This is a genomic window from Aquibium microcysteis, assembly GCF_014495845.1.
GTDB lineage: Bacteria > Pseudomonadota > Alphaproteobacteria > Rhizobiales > Rhizobiaceae > Aquibium > Aquibium microcysteis.
The window spans coordinates 300798-316727 of sequence record NZ_CP061080.1 but is presented as its reverse complement, the minus strand read 5'-3'; the positions used below and the strand labels follow the sequence as shown (position 1 = coordinate 316727).

At 64.6% G+C, this 15930-nt stretch carries 16 protein-coding genes and 1 pseudogene; 1 reads left to right on the top strand and 16 read right to left on the bottom strand.

Annotated features, from left to right (window positions below):
- Positions 1-17 precede the first annotated feature (17 nt).
- The 7 genes and pseudogenes from IAI54_RS01485 to IAI54_RS01455 all read right to left on the bottom strand — a co-directional run bounded on the left by IAI54_RS01485 (position 18) and on the right by IAI54_RS01455 (position 7992).
- Positions 18-1283: a Glu/Leu/Phe/Val family dehydrogenase gene (locus IAI54_RS01485; protein WP_187970677.1), complete on the bottom strand. Its 1266-nt coding sequence runs from the start codon at positions 1281-1283 to the stop codon at positions 18-20.
- Positions 1284-1337: 54 nt separating this feature from the next.
- Positions 1338-2453, bottom strand: a complete 1116-nt coding sequence (gene alr, locus IAI54_RS01480) for an alanine racemase (RefSeq protein WP_187970676.1) — start codon at positions 2451-2453, stop codon at positions 1338-1340.
- Positions 2450-3703 carry a D-amino acid dehydrogenase gene (locus IAI54_RS01475; RefSeq protein ID WP_187970675.1) on the bottom strand — a complete coding sequence of 418 codons (1254 nt, stop codon included), beginning with the start codon at positions 3701-3703 and terminating at the stop codon, positions 2450-2452. Before IAI54_RS01475 ends, alr begins: the two co-directional genes overlap by 4 nt.
- A 374-nt stretch (positions 3704-4077) precedes the next feature.
- The gene (locus IAI54_RS01470) at positions 4078-4773 is read right to left on the bottom strand and encodes a CBS domain-containing protein (RefSeq protein ID WP_187970674.1); all 696 of its coding nucleotides are present in this window, start codon (positions 4771-4773) and stop codon (positions 4078-4080) included.
- A 258-nt stretch (positions 4774-5031) separates the two neighbouring features.
- Complete coding sequence (locus tag IAI54_RS01465) at positions 5032-5643, bottom strand: Tim44/TimA family putative adaptor protein (RefSeq protein ID WP_187970673.1); 612 nt, start codon at positions 5641-5643, stop codon at positions 5032-5034.
- 10 nt (positions 5644-5653) lie between these two features.
- Positions 5654-7248, bottom strand: a pseudogene (ctaD, locus tag IAI54_RS01460) (cytochrome c oxidase subunit I).
- 90 nt (positions 7249-7338) lie between these two features.
- On the bottom strand, positions 7339-7992 hold the full coding sequence (locus tag IAI54_RS01455) for a 5-formyltetrahydrofolate cyclo-ligase (protein WP_187970672.1): 654 nt from the start codon (positions 7990-7992) through the stop codon (positions 7339-7341).
- Between the two features lie 114 nt (positions 7993-8106).
- Here IAI54_RS01455 and IAI54_RS01450 point away from each other — a divergent pair, with 114 nt between their 5' ends.
- Entirely contained in the window at positions 8107-8949 is an 843-nt protein-coding gene (locus tag IAI54_RS01450) for a LysR family transcriptional regulator (RefSeq protein ID WP_235679218.1), read from the top strand.
- A 276-nt stretch (positions 8950-9225) separates the two neighbouring features.
- Here the strand turns inward: IAI54_RS01450 and IAI54_RS01445 are convergent, their stop codons facing one another.
- The 9 genes from IAI54_RS01445 to IAI54_RS01410 form a co-directional block, all read right to left on the bottom strand.
- Positions 9226-10314, bottom strand: coding sequence for an NAD(P)H-dependent flavin oxidoreductase (locus tag IAI54_RS01445; RefSeq protein WP_187970670.1), 1089 nt, complete (start codon positions 10312-10314; stop codon positions 9226-9228).
- A gap of 149 nt (positions 10315-10463) precedes the next feature.
- Positions 10464-11063, bottom strand: a complete 600-nt coding sequence (can, locus tag IAI54_RS01440; RefSeq protein ID WP_187970669.1) for a carbonate dehydratase — start codon at positions 11061-11063, stop codon at positions 10464-10466.
- A 215-nt stretch (positions 11064-11278) separates the two neighbouring features.
- Complete coding sequence (locus tag IAI54_RS29085) at positions 11279-11404, bottom strand: hypothetical protein (RefSeq protein WP_275403597.1); 126 nt, start codon at positions 11402-11404, stop codon at positions 11279-11281.
- A gap of 24 nt (positions 11405-11428) precedes the next feature.
- Positions 11429-11617 (bottom strand): cbb3-type cytochrome oxidase assembly protein CcoS, encoded by a 189-nt coding sequence (gene ccoS / locus IAI54_RS01435; RefSeq protein WP_187970668.1) that lies wholly within the window; start codon positions 11615-11617, stop codon positions 11429-11431.
- Positions 11614-13857, bottom strand: a complete 2244-nt coding sequence (locus IAI54_RS01430; RefSeq protein ID WP_187970667.1) for a heavy metal translocating P-type ATPase — start codon at positions 13855-13857, stop codon at positions 11614-11616. The genes ccoS and IAI54_RS01430 overlap by 4 nt, the downstream gene beginning before the upstream one ends.
- A 4-nt stretch (positions 13858-13861) precedes the next feature.
- The gene (locus IAI54_RS01425; protein ID WP_187970666.1) at positions 13862-14680 is read right to left on the bottom strand and encodes a DUF2189 domain-containing protein; all 819 of its coding nucleotides are present in this window, start codon (positions 14678-14680) and stop codon (positions 13862-13864) included.
- A 13-nt stretch (positions 14681-14693) separates the two neighbouring features.
- Entirely contained in the window at positions 14694-14888 is a 195-nt protein-coding gene (locus tag IAI54_RS01420; RefSeq protein ID WP_187970665.1) for a hypothetical protein, read from the bottom strand.
- On the bottom strand, positions 14885-15766 hold the full coding sequence (ccoP, locus tag IAI54_RS01415; protein WP_187970664.1) for a cytochrome-c oxidase, cbb3-type subunit III: 882 nt from the start codon (positions 15764-15766) through the stop codon (positions 14885-14887). The genes IAI54_RS01420 and ccoP overlap by 4 nt, the downstream gene beginning before the upstream one ends.
- On the bottom strand, positions 15757-15930 hold the full coding sequence (locus IAI54_RS01410; RefSeq protein ID WP_187970663.1) for a cbb3-type cytochrome c oxidase subunit 3: 174 nt from the start codon (positions 15928-15930) through the stop codon (positions 15757-15759). The genes ccoP and IAI54_RS01410 overlap by 10 nt, the downstream gene beginning before the upstream one ends.

Below are 15930 nucleotides of genomic sequence, written 5' to 3'. Positions count from 1 at the left end.
AAGGTCATGCCGCAGCATCAGCTGGTGAAGAAGCTCTGGGTGCCGTGAGCCTCGATCGCCTCGGCGAGACGGCCGAGCGCGTGGACATAGGCCGCGGTGCGCATCGTAACCTGTTTGCTCCTGCTGACGTTCCAGACCTCGCGTCCTTCGCGTTCCATGATCGTCCGCAGCCGCTCGTGGATTTCCTCGACTGGCCAGTAGAAGCCCTGTCGGTTCTGGACCCATTCGAAGTAGGAGACGGTGACCCCTCCTGCGTTCGCCAGGATGTCGGGAAGCACGACGGTTCCGTTTGCCTGCAGGATTTCGTCCGCTTCCGCCGTGAGGGGGCCGTTGGCGAGTTCAAGCACGAGCTTCGCCTTGACCGTTCCGGCGTTTCCCTCGTGGATCATGTTCTCCAATGCCGCGGGAACGAGCAGGTCACACTCGGCCGCAAGAAGCTCGTCCGGCCCCGCCCGCTCGTGGCCGCCGGTTCCGGCGGTGCTGGAAACGGATCTTCCGTTGGCCTTTGCGTCGATGAGCAGGTCGACATGCAGGCCCGCTGCGGAGAAGACCGCTCCCTCGGAGTCCGATACGGCGACGATCTTGTGGCCGTCCGCGGCAAGCAGCCGCGCGATATGCTGCCCTGCGTTGCCGAAGCCCTGGATCGCCACCCGCATCGTCTCGTCGAGTTGCAGGTCCGATGTCAGATGTCTCACGAGATAGTAGCCGCCTCGCGCGGTGGCGTCGCTGCGTCCCAGGGAGCCGCCGAGCGCGATCGGCTTCCCGGTGATAACCGCAGGCTGGTGCTGGCCGACGATCTGCGCGTACTCATCGGCCATCCAGCCCATGATCATGGAGTTCGTGTAGACGTCCGGCGCGGGTATGTCCCGGTCGGGTCCGATGATGCGTGCGAACGCCTGGATGTACGCGCGGGAAAGCCTCTCGAGCTCCGCCTTGGACAGAGTTCGCGGATCCACCTGGACGGCCCCCTTGCCGCCACCATAGGGCAGGTTCATCACCGCGCACTTGAACGTCATCCAGAAAGCGAGCGTCTCGACTTCCTCTGCGGTCGAAGCCGGGTGGAAGCGGATGCCGCCCTTCGTCGGTCCGCGTGTGTCGTCGTAGCGGCAGCGCCACGCCAAAAACGATTTCCGCGATCCGTCGTCCATGCGGATCATCAGCCTGACCTTGGTGGTCTCGCGGGCGTATTTCAGCTTCTCGATCACGTCGGGATCGATGCTCAGGTGAGCCGCGGCTTCGTCGAGGCGGATCAGCGCGTCATCGAGCAGGGTGTGTTCAGCCATCATGTTTCCTTCATTGATATTGCTTGGTCGTGAGTGTTGCCGCGATGGCGCGGATCAGGCAGCGAGCGCTGCGTGGCGACCGTAGTCTCGAGCGAAGCGTCGGCCGAGCCGGGTGAGGATCTCATAGCCGATCGTGCCGGCGGCACGGGCGACATCGTCCACGGTCTGTTCTCGACACATGAGACTTACGAACTCGCCTTCGCGAGGGGCCTTGGCGCAGTCGGTCGCATCGACGACGATGCTGTCCATCGATACGCGCCCCGCGAAGAGCAGTGCCTGACCCTTGTAGAAGGCGGACATGTTCGCGGCGCGTGGCCAGCCGTCCGCGTAGCCGAGCGAAAGCGTCGCGAGACGGCTTTGCCTTTCCACAGTCCGCGCGTGGCCATAGCCGACGCTTGTCCCGGCTGGGACCTCGCGGATCTGAATCACACGCGTCGATAGCGTAACGGCCTGCCTGAAGGGGTTCGAACCATCTGGGACCGGGTTGATCCCGTAGAGCGCCGCTCCCGGCCGAACCAGGTCGAAGCGGAATTCCGGCCCCAGGAGAATTCCGGCGGAGTTCGCGAGCGAAGATGCCGCCCGCCTGGGCAGAACAGTCCGGAGCTTGGCGAACGCGCGCCGCTGCCGTCCGTTGGCAGGGTGCGCCGGCGCGTCGGCACAGGCGAGATGGCTCATGACCAGCTCGACGGAGAGGCCGCTAAGGCCCATCGGCTCCCCCGCCAGCTCGGCCACGTCGCCGTGCGACAGCCCGAGGCGCGACATGCCAGTGTCGAGTTGGAGGGCGACAGGCATGCTGCGTCCCTTCTCCCGGGCATGATCGCGCCAGGCGGCGAGTTCTCCCGCCGTGTTGACGACCGGGATCAGGACCGAGTTGAGGAACTCGCTTTCGGTACCCGCAGGAGTGCCGTTCAGGACGAAGACACGCGAACTGAAGCCGATCGCCTTCCGGAGTTCGAGTCCTTCCTCGAGATGGGCGACGAAGAAGGTCCTGCAACCCGCCGCCTGAAGGGCGACGCCGACCCGCCCCGCGCCGAGGCCGTAGGCGTCCGCCTTGACCACGGCGGCGCATTCGGCGCCCTCCGCCAGCTTCGACAGCAGCCGCCAGTTCGCAACGACCGCATCGAGGTCCACCGTCAGGATCGCACCCGCGCGCAGGGCCGCGGCGCTCATGATCGGTACCGCCCAGGACCGAGGTCGGTCACGTCGATCTCTGGAATCTTTCCGGACACGATGTCGGCGAGTATACGTCCGGAACCACAGGCCATCGTCCACCCGAGGGTGCCATGCCCTGTATTGACGAAAACGCCCGGCACGGACGTGGCGCCCACGATCGGGGGGCCATCCGGGGTCATCGGCCTGAGGCCGCACCAGAAGGAGGCTTCGCTGGCGAGTCCGGCTCCTGGAAACAGGTCCGCGACCGAATGTTCGAGCGGTGCGCGGCGCGAGCGTGGCAAGGAGAGATCGAAGCCGGAAATCTCGGCCGTGCCGCCCACCCGGATCCGGTCCCCAAGCCGCGTGATGGCGATCTTGTAGGTCTCGTCCATCACCGTGGACACAGGCGCGGCAGCCTCGTCCGCGATCGGGAACGTCAGCGAGTAGCCCTTGACCGGGTAGACCGGAATGCGGACGCCCATGGGCTTCAGCAAGCGTGGCGAATAGCTCCCCGCCGCGATGACAACGGCATCGGCGGGGAACACATCTTTCGCCGTGCGGACAGCCGAAACCTTGCCGCGTTCCTGAACGAGACCGTCGACGGCGACACCGTAGCGGAAGTCGACAGCTGCGGACGCGAGCGCCGCAAGCTTTTCCGTGAAAACTCGACAGTCTCCTGTCTCGTCGTCAGGAAGCCGGAGGCCCCCCACGAACTTGTGGCTCACGCGCTCGAGCGCGGGTTCCGCGGCGACGCAGCCCGCGGCGGCAAGGACCGTGTATTCAACCCCGAACTGCTTCAGGACCTCGATGTCGCTGACGATCCCGTCGAGCTGCTTTTGCGTGCGAAAGAGCTGCAGGGTGCCATGTGACCGTTCGTCGTATTCGATGCCGGTCGTCGTTCTCAGCTCGCGAAGGCAGTCGCGGCTGTATTCCGCGATGGGCACCATGCGTGCCTTGTTTACCGCGTATCGCTGCGAGGTGCAGTTCGACAGCATCTTCAGGATCCAAGACCACATCGCGGGATCCAGACGTGGGCGGATCGCCAGCGGCCCGTGTTTCATCAGGAGCCACTTGATCGCCTTCAGCGGCACCCCGGGGCCTGCCCAGGGAGACGAGTAGCCGGGGGATACTTCCCCCGCGTTGGCGAAGCTTGTTTCGAGCGCCGGACCGGGCTGGCGGTCCAGCACGGTGACCTCATGGCCCTCGCGAGCCAGGTACCACGCCGAGGTCACGCCGATGACCCCGCTTCCTACGATGACCACCCTCATATCCGCCTCCCGCGGACAACGAAGATGAATGCCACGCCTGGGCGACCATGGATTTCGTCTGTCATGATGCATCTCCACCGGGCCAGCGGTGGCGGACCCGGAAATCAGAACCGAATTTTAGGCTTGGTTGGATTTCCGGCCCCCGGTCGACGGCCTCGCGGCCGCGCCAGGGCTAGATGCATGCGATGAGGCAGCCGGCGTGGTTGAAGAACCGCCCGCGGAAACTTTCGACAATGTGGCCTTCAGGATGCGACAGCAATTGGAGACGCTCTGTTCTATACGACGTTGATAACCGTTCCGGGGCAGTTTGCAAAGTCGCACGGCTTTGCCCAGCGTGCAGCCGTCGGGGATCGCGGAGGGAATGCGCGACGTGGCTAGAGGGCGTAGGCGGGGAAATCGATCACTAGCCGATGATCTTCGACGCCACGGACGCCGGCGAGGTTCTCCGCCAGGATTCGAGAAGCGCGCCGTTCCTCTTCCGAGTTCACGGTCCCCCAGAAAGAGACGAATCCGTCGCGCACTTCGACGCCGATCTGTGTCGCGCTTGCCCAAGGCTGAAGCCCGAGCTCCTCCAGCAGCCGTGTTCGTATTCCCTCGTCGCTCGGATGCGCATCCGTATCCTCCGGTTTCGCGCCCGCGATCGCCTTGACGAGGTCCGCCCTGCTGACGATGCCGACCACAGCGCCGCCCCTAGTCACAGGAACCCGCTTGATCCGGGCGCGGTCCATGAGTTCCGCTATCTGTTCAACCGACGCCTTCTCCTCCACCGATCGGACGGTCCGGGTCATCAGGTCTGCGACGTGCCTGGAGTGGGACCGGGCGTATTCCTTGGCCATAGTCGACGGGTCCCGGAAAAGTGTGAGCCACCAGGAGCGGCTTCGTTCCGCGGTTCCGATTTCGGCGCGGTGAACGAGATCCCCTTCGCTGATAATCCCCACGAGCAGACCGTCGTCGACCACCGGGACGGCGCTGATGCGGTGACGGACCATCTGGGCCGCAGCCTCTGAAATCGTGCTTTCCGATCGAACGGTGACGACCTTGCGGGTCATGATGTCTTGCGCGTGCAGCATGTCGACGCCTCCTTGATTGAGGGCGACCACGTGCACGGGCCTCGACCCTCGCTCGCATCGTCGCGCCTCGGTCGTCGTCAATCAAACGAATAGAAATGCAGCCTGAATCCGCATTCCTTGCACTGTCCGCATCAAGCTTTTGCGACAGGTGTCATGGTCCGAGCACAGTATGCGCCTGGCTTTAGAGGCCGCTGTGGTGTCGGCTAGGAGGCGAAGGCAGGCTCTTTGCACTGCCGTGGCATTGTGCCTACGCTCTCATCAATCCTGGCAAGTTGCCACAAGGATCCAGTTGACGTCACCGCTCTCCAACTGGCGCGCGAAGGTCCATACCTCGTCCGTCCCCGTCACGGCGGTGGATTCCCCGCTCACCACGGCGCCCGTCGCCGATAGAACCGCGCTCACGATTTCGGCCCGAAAGCGCACGCCTATCTCGGCTTGATCGCCGTTCACCGCCACGAACTCGATTTCGGCGGACGTGAGGCCCACGTAGGCGAAGACGACCGCTTCACCTCGTTCATCCTGAGCTTTCCTGACGTCGGAAAAGGCCGCATGGACCTCCGCCGAGATCAGCGGTCTGAGGGCTTCCAGATCGGCGTTTGCGTACAGGTTCAGGATCTCTTCGTAAGCTCGTGCCGCACCCGCAAGGAACGTGTCCAAGTCGAACCCGGGATCGACCGCACACAGGGCTTCGAGGCGGGGATCGGGCTGGTTCTGTCGGTCCGGCGGAACCCCAGACGCCGGAACCTGCTGCCGCGCCTGTTCCGATTTCTCACGCGACAGGTGTCGATCGAATGCGGAAATCACCGCCCACCAGAACGACAGAAGGATTATCGCTGGAAGGTTGGCGACAAGTTCGCTGGATTCGTTCATGGCCGTGTCCTCACCGTATCAGTGGCAGCTGGCTGAATGGGTGCGTCGGCGGAGGCGAGGACAGCGTCCATTCCAGCGTCGTCGCGCCCTCCCCCAAGGATTCGCGCCCGCCAGGCGCTTCCGGACGAACGCTTCGACGACCGCGACGAGGAATACGCACAGGCCGGCTGCCGAGATGTAGGATCCGATCGAAGAGACGAGGTTCCAGCCTGCGAACGCGTCGGGGTAGTCGGCGTAACGGCGCGGCATGCCGGCGAGGCCGAGGAAATGCTGGGGGAAGAAGACGAGATTGACCCCCGAAAATGTGAGCCAGAAGTGGAGCTTCCCGAGCGTCTCGCTCATCAGGTAGCCGCTCATCTTCGGGAACCAGTAGTACCAGCCCGCGAAAATGGCGAACGCGGCGCCGAGAGACAGCACATAGTGAAAGTGGGCGACGACGTAGTAGGTATCGTGCAGGACGCGGTCGATGCCGGGATTCGCGAGAACCACGCCCGTCACGCCGCCGATCGTGAACAGCAGCACGAAGCCCGCCGCCCAGAGCATGGGCGTCCTCATCGTGATGGAGCCGCCCCACATGGTGGCGAGCCAGGAGAAAACTTTCACGCCGGTCGGCACGGCGATGACCATGGAAGCGAAAGCGAAGTACCGCTGGCTGTCCAAAGAGAGTCCGACGGTGAACATATGGTGTGCCCAGACGACGAAGCCGATCATGCCGATCGCCACCATCGCATATGCCATGCCGAGATAGCCGAAGATCGGCTTTCTCGCGAACGTCGAAATCACATGGCTTACGATGCCGAAGGCTGGGAGGATCATGATGTAGACCTCCGGGTGACCGAAGAACCAGAACAGGTGCTGGTACAGGACAGGGTCCCCGCCGCCTTCCGGCACGAAGAAGGTCGTGCCGAAATTGCGGTCCGTCAGGAGCATGGTGATCGCGCCTGCAAGAACCGGGAGAGCCAGCAGCAGCATGAAGGCGGTCACAAGCATCGACCACGCGAAGAGTGGCATCTTGTGCAGCGTCATGCCCGGCGCCCGCATGTTGAAAATGGTGGTGATGAAGTTGATAGCGCCGAGCACCGACGACGCTCCCGACAGATGTATTGAAAGGATGACGAAGTCGACGGCGGGGCCGGGCTGGCCAGTGCTCGAGTATGGCGGGTAGAGCGTCCAGCCGCCGCCGTGTCCGGAAATTCCGGGCGCCCCGGGTACGAACATCGAGCAGGCGAACAGGACCAGGGAAGCCACCAGCAGCCAGAACGAGACGTTGTTCAAGCGCGGGAACGCCATGTCCGGCGCGCCGATCATGATAGGCACGAACCAGTTGCCGAAGCCGCCGATGAGCGCTGGCATGATGACGAAGAAGATCATCACAAGCCCGTGCGCGCTCACCACGACGTTGAACAGTCCGGGATCGGCGAATAGCTGCATCCCGGGTTCCTGCAGTTCCATGCGCAGCGCAACCGACAGCCCGGTACCGAGCACTCCAGACAGCATCGCAAGGAGCAGATAGAGGGTTCCGATATCCTTGTGGTTGGTGGAAAAAGCCCAGCGCACGAAGAAGCGAGACCGCTGGTCCTCTCCTGTCGTCGCAATATCCGACATCGTGTCCTGCCTTTCTCCACCGCAGACGTGGCAGTTTGACGGCGATGCCGTCGAAGCCATCGGTGCGCAGGCCATGCCTGCCTTCCGTGGTCAGTCGGTGACGATCGTATCCATGGGAATGTCGTGCGGCTGCGGGTAGATGGTCGCAATCTTCGCGGTGGCGAAGCCGATACCGATCCTGAGAGGCATTCGGGGCATAGCCGCCAGCGTTCGATCGAAATACCCGCCGCCGTGCCCCAGGCGATAGTTTGCCGTGTCGAAACCGACGACCGGCGCGATCACCACGTCCGGAAGGACGGCTGGTCCGCGGGAGGGCACCAGGATGTTCCAGACGCCTCGCTCCAGCGGATCTCCCGGTTGCCAGACCCGGAATTCCAGCGGTTCTGACTTCCGAAGCACGACGGGCAGCGCGATCCGCCCGCCTCGTTCGATCACCTTTATGGCCCAGTTGCGAAGGTCCGGTTCGCCACGAAACGGCCAGTAGCTTGAGACGATGCGCCCCGAGACCCGGCCGATTGCCTGGTCAAGCTTTTCCGCGAGACGCTCGGACCGAGCGATACGGTCCGCCGATACCAGCGCCAACCGCTCGTCGATCAGCCGCCTGCGCTCCGCTTTCCTCCACCGTGAGACATCGTCCCAGGCATCGCTGCGCTTGGGCGCGAGCGGCGCTCCCCGTGACAGCTCGTGCATGAAGCACGGAGGAGAAGCGTATTGAGGCAGGTCGGTTTCGTCTTCGTCTGACATCGGAGACCGTTTCGTCGTGAGGTGCGGCTTGAAACTGCGCCCGAGGAAACATGAAGGCAAACGGAATTAAATGCGCTATCAATGCAAAATTGTTGCTTCGAAGGGGAGGCCGACGTGGATGTCGATCGCGCACGCACGTTCCTCGAGATCATTCATACCGGGAGCTTTCTCAAGGCTGCCGATCGCCTCCACGTCACCCAGACGACCGTAAGCGCCCGTATTCGCACGTTGGAAGAAAGCCTCGGGAATCGGCTTTTCGTGCGCAGCCGCAACGGCGTGACCCTGACTGCCGCAGGCCGAGAGTTCGAGCGTTACGCGCAGTCTTTCGTCCAGGTGTGGGAGCGTGCGAGACAACAGCTTTCCGTCCCGCCGGGGCGCACCAGCGTCGTCGCTCTGGGTGGAGAACTCAGTCTCTGGAATCCCGTTCTGCTCGACTGGCTGGTCTGGATGAAGAAACGGCATCCTGAGATAGGCATCCGTGCCAACGTTGGCGTGCCCGACCAGCTAATCGAACAGCTCCGTACGGGCGTTCTCGACATCGCGGTTCTATACGCGCCGCCGCTGCTGCCCGGCTTCAGGATTGAACTCGTCGAAGAGGAAGAACTGGTGCTCGTGCGTACGCCGGAACACCATGAGGATGGACACCAGCCTGATTACGTACACGTGGATTGGGGTCCGCAGTTTGCCGCGGCGCACGGTTTCGCGAGCGCAACCGCCGAGGCTCCGGGTCTTGCGGTAGGACTTGGGCCATTGGGCCTGAGCTATATCCTTCGTGCCGGCGGCATGGGCTATTTTCGCAGAGGGGCGGTGAAACGGCATCTTGAAAAGGCAGAACTCAAGCTCGTTGCGGATGCGCCGCGCTACACCTATCCGGCGTACGCGATCTATCCGGACGGTAGCGAGGTGCGCGCGGATCTCCAGGCGGCGATTGAAGGTCTCAAGCAGGTGGTCCGGTGACGGTCCCGGAGGAAAGAAGCGCTGAAATCGCAAGCTCGCGTCCTTTCCTGCTGATGCCCAAGCCCGACGGGAGTCTTGTCGCGAGACCCAGACAGAGCAATCGAGCGACGGTCACCTGATCGATCGCGAGGCAACGGCCTCGGTTGAGACGCATGAGCGCGGCCTGTTCGGCTCGGTCGAGCTGATCCCAAGCGACGGCTGCCTCGGGGCCGTCTCCGTCCGGCCGGAGCGTGAGCGGCGTTCGTTCCCGAAGGACTTCACCGCGGCCGCGTCGGGTCATCCCCGCCTCTCTCCCATCCGGGCGAGCATTCCCTGAGCGTCAGCGGCAAGCTGCCGTGTGAGTTCGCCTGCAGGAAGCTCGCGGCAGAGCCTTGCCGCCTGACCGGACCATAGCGACATGAACTCGCCGGACCCCGTCTCCTCTGCCGCGGCCCTGATGGGGGCTAGCGCTCCGCCCGCCAACGGAAAGGAAGGAGCCACCGAGCTCATTGGACCGAGTTCACGCATGACGCGATTGAGGATGCCTCGTGCGGGCCGTCCGGTGAACACGTTGGTCAGCGCAGTCTCTTCGGCACGTTCGTTTTGCAACGCCTGTCGATGCGGCGTCGCGAGACGTGCTTCGGGTGTGAACAGATAGGCCGTGCCGATCTGCACGGCGGACGCTCCTAGCGCCAGCGCCGCCAAGATCCCGCGAGCGTCGGCGATGCCTCCCGCGGCGATGACTGGCACCCGAACGGCGTCTACCACCTGTGGAACGAGGGCAAAGGTGCCGAGCTGGGTCGCCATGTCTGCCGTGAGGAAGCTGCCCCTATGTCCTCCTGCTTCGAATCCTTGCGCGATGATGGCATCGCAGCCATTCAGTTCCAGCCAACGCGCTTCCCGGACCGTCGTGGCGGACGACAGCACCTTGGCGCCGGTGGACTTCACCCGCTCGAGCAGGGCCCTTGAAGGAAGGCCGAAATGAAAGCTCACCACTTCCGGGCGGAACTCTTCGACCAACCCGCAGAATTCATCGTCGAAAGGATTCCGGCTCGACGACGCGTAAGGCGCCTCCGGATCGAGGCCGAATTCGCGGTAGTAGGGTTCCAGGGCTCGCCTCCAGGCGATATCCTTCCCGGCGTCGTCGGAGGGCTGATCGTGGCAGAAGAAGTTGACGTTGATCGGCCGCGAGGTCCTTTCGCGTATTCGCGCAAGCTCCGATCGCGCAACCTCGGCCGTCATCGTGGCGCATGGCAGCGACCCAAGGCCGCCGGCCTCCGAGACCGCCACTACCATATCGGCGAATACAGGACCTGCCATGGGTGCCTGAATGATCGGCAGTTCCATGCCGATCATCTCGAGAATTCCTTTGTTCGGCCAGTCCATGTGAATGCCTTTCGCGTCCGTCGAAATTTGTCAGAACTCACTATTTTGCGTCACTGGAATGCCTGACAAACGAAAAGATCATGGGCTAGCCGACAGCTTTCTTGCACCGTCGACATGCAGGGCGCGGACCCAGGCCACTGCACGCGTGTCTACGGAAGTAGCGGCGGCCTGCTGCAACCAAGGTCGGCTAACCGGCCGTCGCGCAGCCCGTATATCCATCCGTGAACCCTGATGCGGCTTCCCCGTTTCCATGCGGATCGCATGATCGTCGAGTTGCAGAGTCGATCCACCTGCGATTTCACCGAAAGGCGGCAGAGCAGATCTGCCCGCGTCAACGGATCCTGGACACGATCGAGGTCGGCCGCGTGCAGTTCCGCTAGTTCGCGGACGGGCTGCAGCCAATGATCGACAAGACCGTGGGGCTGGTCCTCCATCGCTGCCCGTATGCCGCCACAGCCGTAGTGCCCGCACACGATCACGTGGCGTATGTGCAGAACCTCGATCGCGTACTCGAGCACGGAAAGCAGGTTCAGGTCGCCGGGATGAACAAGGTTGGCTACGTTTCGATGAACGAAAACTTCACCGGGTTGCAATCCCGCAATCACGTTGGCGGGCACCCGGCTGTCGGAGCACCCGATCCATAAATATTCGGGCCGCTGCAAGGTCGCCAGTCTCTCGAAATAGCCAGGATCATTCTCGACCTGCGCCGCAGCCCACACGCGGTTGTTCTCGAGCAGATCGGACAGCATCGTTTCACTCCGGAAGCGAGAATTCATCGTCACCGATGACCCCTGCCCGATGGCAACTCAATAGAATTTTTTCGCTATATAACGTCTCAAATTTTCATTTGACTGATCAAGCTCAACGCCAGTGACATGAACGTTTCGCCACCCCCTGCGGCCGCGCAATGAAACATGTCGAAACGGTCGGTATCTTCATCGGATGAGCGAGCAACGTCGATCCGCTAGAACATCCGAACCGCTACAGCGATCAGGCTGACCGCCACAGCTGCGATGCTCGGAACAATCACCGCCGCTCCAGCGGCGACGGAGAGCGCCGCGATCCAGTCGAACTTCCTGTCGGCCGTCATTCCCATGATCGTTCCTTTTCGTCCTCAACGCCTGCTTCCGGGACGACATTCCGGCCCGGGCAGCGGCGCATCACTGCCTTGGTGAAGAACGCGCTCCGCCGCTCCGTCGAGATCCTCGAGCTGTCCGCTCTTCATCGACCAGAGGAAGGCAAGCAGGCCCGCCAGGCCCATGCCCAGGGCCACGGGAACCAGCCACGCCAGGAGCCCGGTCATGCCGTCGCCGGACGCAGGACGTCCGCCCCCGATTCTGGCGCTGGCTCGCGTCTGTCGGAAAGCACCCGCAGCGAGTTGGCCACGACCAGGATGGATGACGTCGACATCGCCACGGCAGCGACGAGCGGCGTAACGTAGCCCGCCACGGCGAGCGGCAGCGCGAGCGCGTTGTAGGCGATCGAGATCGCGATGTTCTGCCGGACGAGGCGCATCGACTTACGCGCCACGGATATCGCCTCCGGCACGCTGCGCAGGCTGGAGCCCAGGAAGACGAGATCGGCCGCGCTGCGTCCGACATCGGCTGCCGTCGATGGTGCCATCGAGACGTGCGCCGCTCCAAGGGCAGGCGCGTCGTTGATGCCGTCGCCGACCATAAATACCCGTCTCCCCTCCCGGCGGAGCGTTTCCAGGCGACTGACCTTGTCTTCCGGACGCTGCGTTCCCGACAGCTGTCCGATGCCCGTCAGCTTCGCGACCCGCCGGGTCTCTTCCTCGGCGTCCCCCGACAGCAGTTCCACCGACAGCCCGGAATCCTTCAGGGCCGTCACCGCCGCGGCCGCTCCCTCGCGCACCGTATCCGACACGGCGAAACCGCCGACGAAGATGCCGTCGCGGGAAAGCCACGGCCCTGAGCCGCCCAGAACGCGGTCTCCTTCGACCGCCCAGCCGGGCCTGCCAAGCCGCCAGATGCAGGCTCCGATACGGGCTTCGACCCCGTTGCCGGGAATCTCACGCGCCTCGGATACCTCGACCCCTTCGCCGCCGCCAAGTGCCGCGACCGCATTGGCCGCCGGATGGCGTGACAGCCGCGCCAGGCCAGCAGCGACAGGCAGTTCTGTCTGGGGAACGTCATGCGAGGAGACCCGCATCCGTCCGGTCGTCAGCGTTCCGGTCTTGTCGAGGACGACGTGGTCGATCTCCGCAAGCCGCTCCAGCGCGCTGCCGTCCTTCATGGTGACCCCGATTCCGAACAGGCGGCGCGCGGCGGCGGCCTGGACCATGGGGACGGCGAGGCCGAGCGCGCAGGGACAGGTGATGATGAGGACGGCGATCGCCAGCGTCAGAGAACGGTGCCAGTCGCCCGTCGTCACGAGCCAGCTCGCGAACGTCGCCAGCGCGACCGCATGGACGACGGGCGAGTAAAGGGCAGCGGCGCGGTCGGCGATTCTGCGGTAGCGTGCGCGGCTGCCTTCGGCGGCCTCCATCAGCCTGACCATGTCGGCCAGGAACGAGTCGCCAGGTCGACGGTCGATGCGCAGCTCGATCGGGCCGCTGAGGTTCAGCGCCCCCGAGAGCACCCGCGACCCCGGCGCGATGCTCTCCGGGGAGGTCTCCCCGGTAACGATGGATAGGTCCAGCGTTCCAACGCCCTTCAGCACGGTGCCATCGGCCGGGATTCGCTCGCCGACGGCCACAAACACGGTGTCTCCCTCGCGCAGCGCCTGAACGTCCCGGAAATCGCGGACGCCGTTCCTGTCCAGCACGGTCGCCCCGCGCGGCATCATGCGCGCCAATGACCGCACCGCGTCGCGCGCCTTCCCACGCATGGAGTGATCGAGCGCGCGCCCGGCCAGCAGGAAGAACAGGAGCGACGTCACCGCGTCGAAGTAGGCGTGCTCTCCTCCGGACAGCGCGTCGTACGTGCTGAGAACGAAGGCGAGCAGGATGCCCACGCTGATGGGCACGTCCATGTTGGTACGCCCGACGCGCAGCGCGCTCCAGGCGGACGCGAAGAAGATGCGGCCCGAATAGGCCACCGCGGGCAAGGCCAGGACCGCGGAGACCAGATGGAAGGCATGGCGGGTGCCCTCCTCGGCCCCGGACCAGATCGAAACGGACAGGAGCATGATGTTCATCGCGGCGAAGCCCGCGACGGCCGTCGCCCGCAGCAGCTTGCCCATCTCCGGGTCGCCGATCGGATCGGCCTCGGCCAGCGTCGCCGCGTAGCCGACCCGGCGAACGGCATCGATCATTGGCGGCACCGGACCGTCCGTCCGCCACCTAACGGCTGCCCTCCTCGCAGTCAGGTTCACGCGTGCGGCGGTCACGCCCGGAAGCGTTCCCAACGCGCCTTCGATCGCGCCGATGCACGCGCCGCAGTGCGCGCCGGGAACGCTCAGGTCGGTCTGCATGATGCCGTCACCGAGGCCCCGGCTGGCCAGCCGGATTTCCTCGGACGGCACGTCCCGGCCCGGCCCGGCCATCAGGGCGGCCTCCGCTCCGGGCGCGCAGCAGCTCATCGCGTCAGGCCTCCGGCCGCGCCACGGCGAGATAGGCATGCCAGGTCGCATGTCCGAGCAGCGGGAAGATCACGATCATGCCCAGCAGTCCGGTCGCGACGCAGAGCGCGAAAAGCACGATCACCATCGCTCCCCATCCGATCATCGCCGGAAGGTTGTTCCACACCAGCTTCATGCTGGTCCCCATGGCCGTCAGCGCGTCGACCCTGCGGTCGAGCATCATCGGCACCGCAAAGACGCCGATTGAAAATGCGAAGGCGGCGAACATGCCACCTATGGCCGTCCCGACCGCGATCATCGTCCAGCCATAGGGCGAGCCGATCAGCACGCCGATGACGTTGTCCAGGCCCGGGAAGGCGGTGACCCCGAAGAACAGCGCCCAGACGATGACGGCAGCTCGGGTCCACAGGAGCATGAGCATGCTGAGCAGCAGCCCGGCGAAGAACACCTGCGCTCCGGCCTTCGGGCGCGTTCTGAGCATGGAAACGAGCCCGACCGTCCGGCCCTCGCCGAGGGCGCGGCTCTTCGCGTAAAGGCCGATCGCAAGGAACGGGGCGACGATCAGGAAGCCCGCCAACGACGGGAACAGGATGTAGTCCCGGCCGAACTCGAACAGCGTCCAGACGAAGGCTGCCGATAGCAGGAACACGCCGACCCCATAGGCGATGCTGGTCAAAGGCCCGCGCCAGAAATCCCGCCAACCCAGCGCCAGCCACCGCAGTCCGGCCGTCGCCGGGAGGCCGCGCTGCAGAGCGGGGTCGCGCGTCTCGCCGATCCCCGAGGTCTCGCTCAGCAGCCAGTAGGACTTGTCGGTCTCGTTCATCGAAACTCCTCCCTCAGCACGCCGACTTGGCGGCCCGGTAGCTGCCGCCCGTACCCGCCTCCTTGAGATGGGGCACGCAGTCCGGCTGCGACGTGACGGCCACATAGACGAGATGGGCGTTTGCCGCCGCCACGAGCAGCAGCCCGGCCGGAACCAGCAGCCATGCGGAAGTCCAGCGTTTGCGTCCGCCTACGGTCCGGGCCGTCATGGCTGCCCCGTCCCGAGATCGTGGACGTAAAGCGATAGGGTCCGGATCTCGGCGTCGGTCATGCGTTCGTCCCAGGTCGGCATGTGGCCCTGCCTGCCTCCATGGACGGAGGCGATGATCGTCTGAAGGTCGCCGCCGTAGACCCAGCGCGTGTCCGTCAGGTTCGGAGCGCCTACCTCGCGGTTGCCTTCGGCGTTCTCGCCGTGACATGCCGCGCATGTAGTGGCGAAGACCTCGCGTCCGGCTTCGATCCGCTCCAGGTTCTCCTCGGTCGAGTAATCGGGATTGCTCAGCGAATAGACATAGGCCGCGACGCTGCGGACCTGGTCCCTCTCCAGCATTCCGTCGCGCCCGAAGGCGGGCATCTGCGCGATCCGCGCGTCCGGATGGGCGGTGTTGATGCCGTAGCGCAGGGTCTGCTCGATCAGTTCGGGACCGCCGCCCCAGAGCCAGTCATCGTCGGTCAGGTCCGGGTAGCCGGCGCGTCCGCGGCCGTCGCGCCCGTGACACGCCGCGCAGTTGTCGCCGAAGAGCTGCCGCCCGGTGCCGCGAACGGACGCCATCAGCGCCTCGTCGGCGAGGATGGCGTCGTAGGGTTCGGACCCCAGGCGGGTCATCCAGACAGACCGCTCCTGCTGGCCTTCGACGACCCGCTCTTCGACCGTCGTGCGCTGGTCGACGCCGAGAAGGCCCTTCGTGTAGGTCGTGCCGAGCGGCCAGGCGGGCACGAAGAACCACCAGGCGATAGCCCAGATATGGGTCGCGATCAGGAACATCAGCACGCCGCGGGGAACGGGCGTATCCAGTTCCTTGATGCCGTTCCACTCGTGCCCTGTCGTTTCCCTTCCGGTGACGGGATCGCGCTCGTTCACTTCCATGGCTTGTCCTCCCTGTCGAGGATGCTGGTCTTCGCCCGGTCGAAGCGCTTCCGGTTCGAGGGCCAGAAGGCGTAGGCGACGACGCAAAGGAAGAAGCCCATCAGGTAGAACAGCCCCCAGCTCTTGGAGAAGGCGACAAGGGTTTCGTGGCTGATCTCGAACAT

Bases quoted from the DNA above. Each gene is read 5' to 3' on its own strand.
- IAI54_RS01485 (WP_187970677.1), bottom strand. From the start codon at position 1,283: ATGGCTGAACACACCCTGCTCGATGACGCGCTGATCCGCCTCGACGAA.
- alr (WP_187970676.1), bottom strand. From the start codon at position 2,453: ATGAGCGCCGCGGCCCTGCGCGCGGGTGCGATCCTGACGGTGGACCTC.
- IAI54_RS01475 (WP_187970675.1), bottom strand. From the start codon at position 3,703: ATGAGGGTGGTCATCGTAGGAAGCGGGGTCATCGGCGTGACCTCGGCG.
- IAI54_RS01470 (WP_187970674.1), bottom strand. From the start codon at position 4,773: ATGCTGCACGCGCAAGACATCATGACCCGCAAGGTCGTCACCGTTCGA.
- IAI54_RS01465 (WP_187970673.1), bottom strand. From the start codon at position 5,643: ATGAACGAATCCAGCGAACTTGTCGCCAACCTTCCAGCGATAATCCTT.
- IAI54_RS01455 (WP_187970672.1), bottom strand. From the start codon at position 7,992: ATGTCAGACGAAGACGAAACCGACCTGCCTCAATACGCTTCTCCTCCG.
- IAI54_RS01445 (WP_187970670.1), bottom strand. From the start codon at position 10,314: ATGGACTGGCCGAACAAAGGAATTCTCGAGATGATCGGCATGGAACTG.
- can (WP_187970669.1), bottom strand. From the start codon at position 11,063: ATGCTGTCCGATCTGCTCGAGAACAACCGCGTGTGGGCTGCGGCGCAG.
- IAI54_RS29085 (WP_275403597.1), bottom strand. From the start codon at position 11,404: ATGACGGCCGACAGGAAGTTCGACTGGATCGCGGCGCTCTCCGTCGCC.
- ccoS (WP_187970668.1), bottom strand. From the start codon at position 11,617: ATGACCGGGCTCCTGGCGTGGCTGGTTCCCGTGGCCCTGGGCATGGGC.
- IAI54_RS01430 (WP_187970667.1), bottom strand. From the start codon at position 13,857: ATGAGCTGCTGCGCGCCCGGAGCGGAGGCCGCCCTGATGGCCGGGCCG.
- IAI54_RS01425 (WP_187970666.1), bottom strand. From the start codon at position 14,680: ATGAACGAGACCGACAAGTCCTACTGGCTGCTGAGCGAGACCTCGGGG.
- IAI54_RS01420 (WP_187970665.1), bottom strand. From the start codon at position 14,888: ATGACGGCCCGGACCGTAGGCGGACGCAAACGCTGGACTTCCGCATGG.
- ccoP (WP_187970664.1), bottom strand. From the start codon at position 15,766: ATGGAAGTGAACGAGCGCGATCCCGTCACCGGAAGGGAAACGACAGGG.
- IAI54_RS01410 (WP_187970663.1), bottom strand. From the start codon at position 15,930: ATGTTCGAGATCAGCCACGAAACCCTTGTCGCCTTCTCCAAGAGCTGG.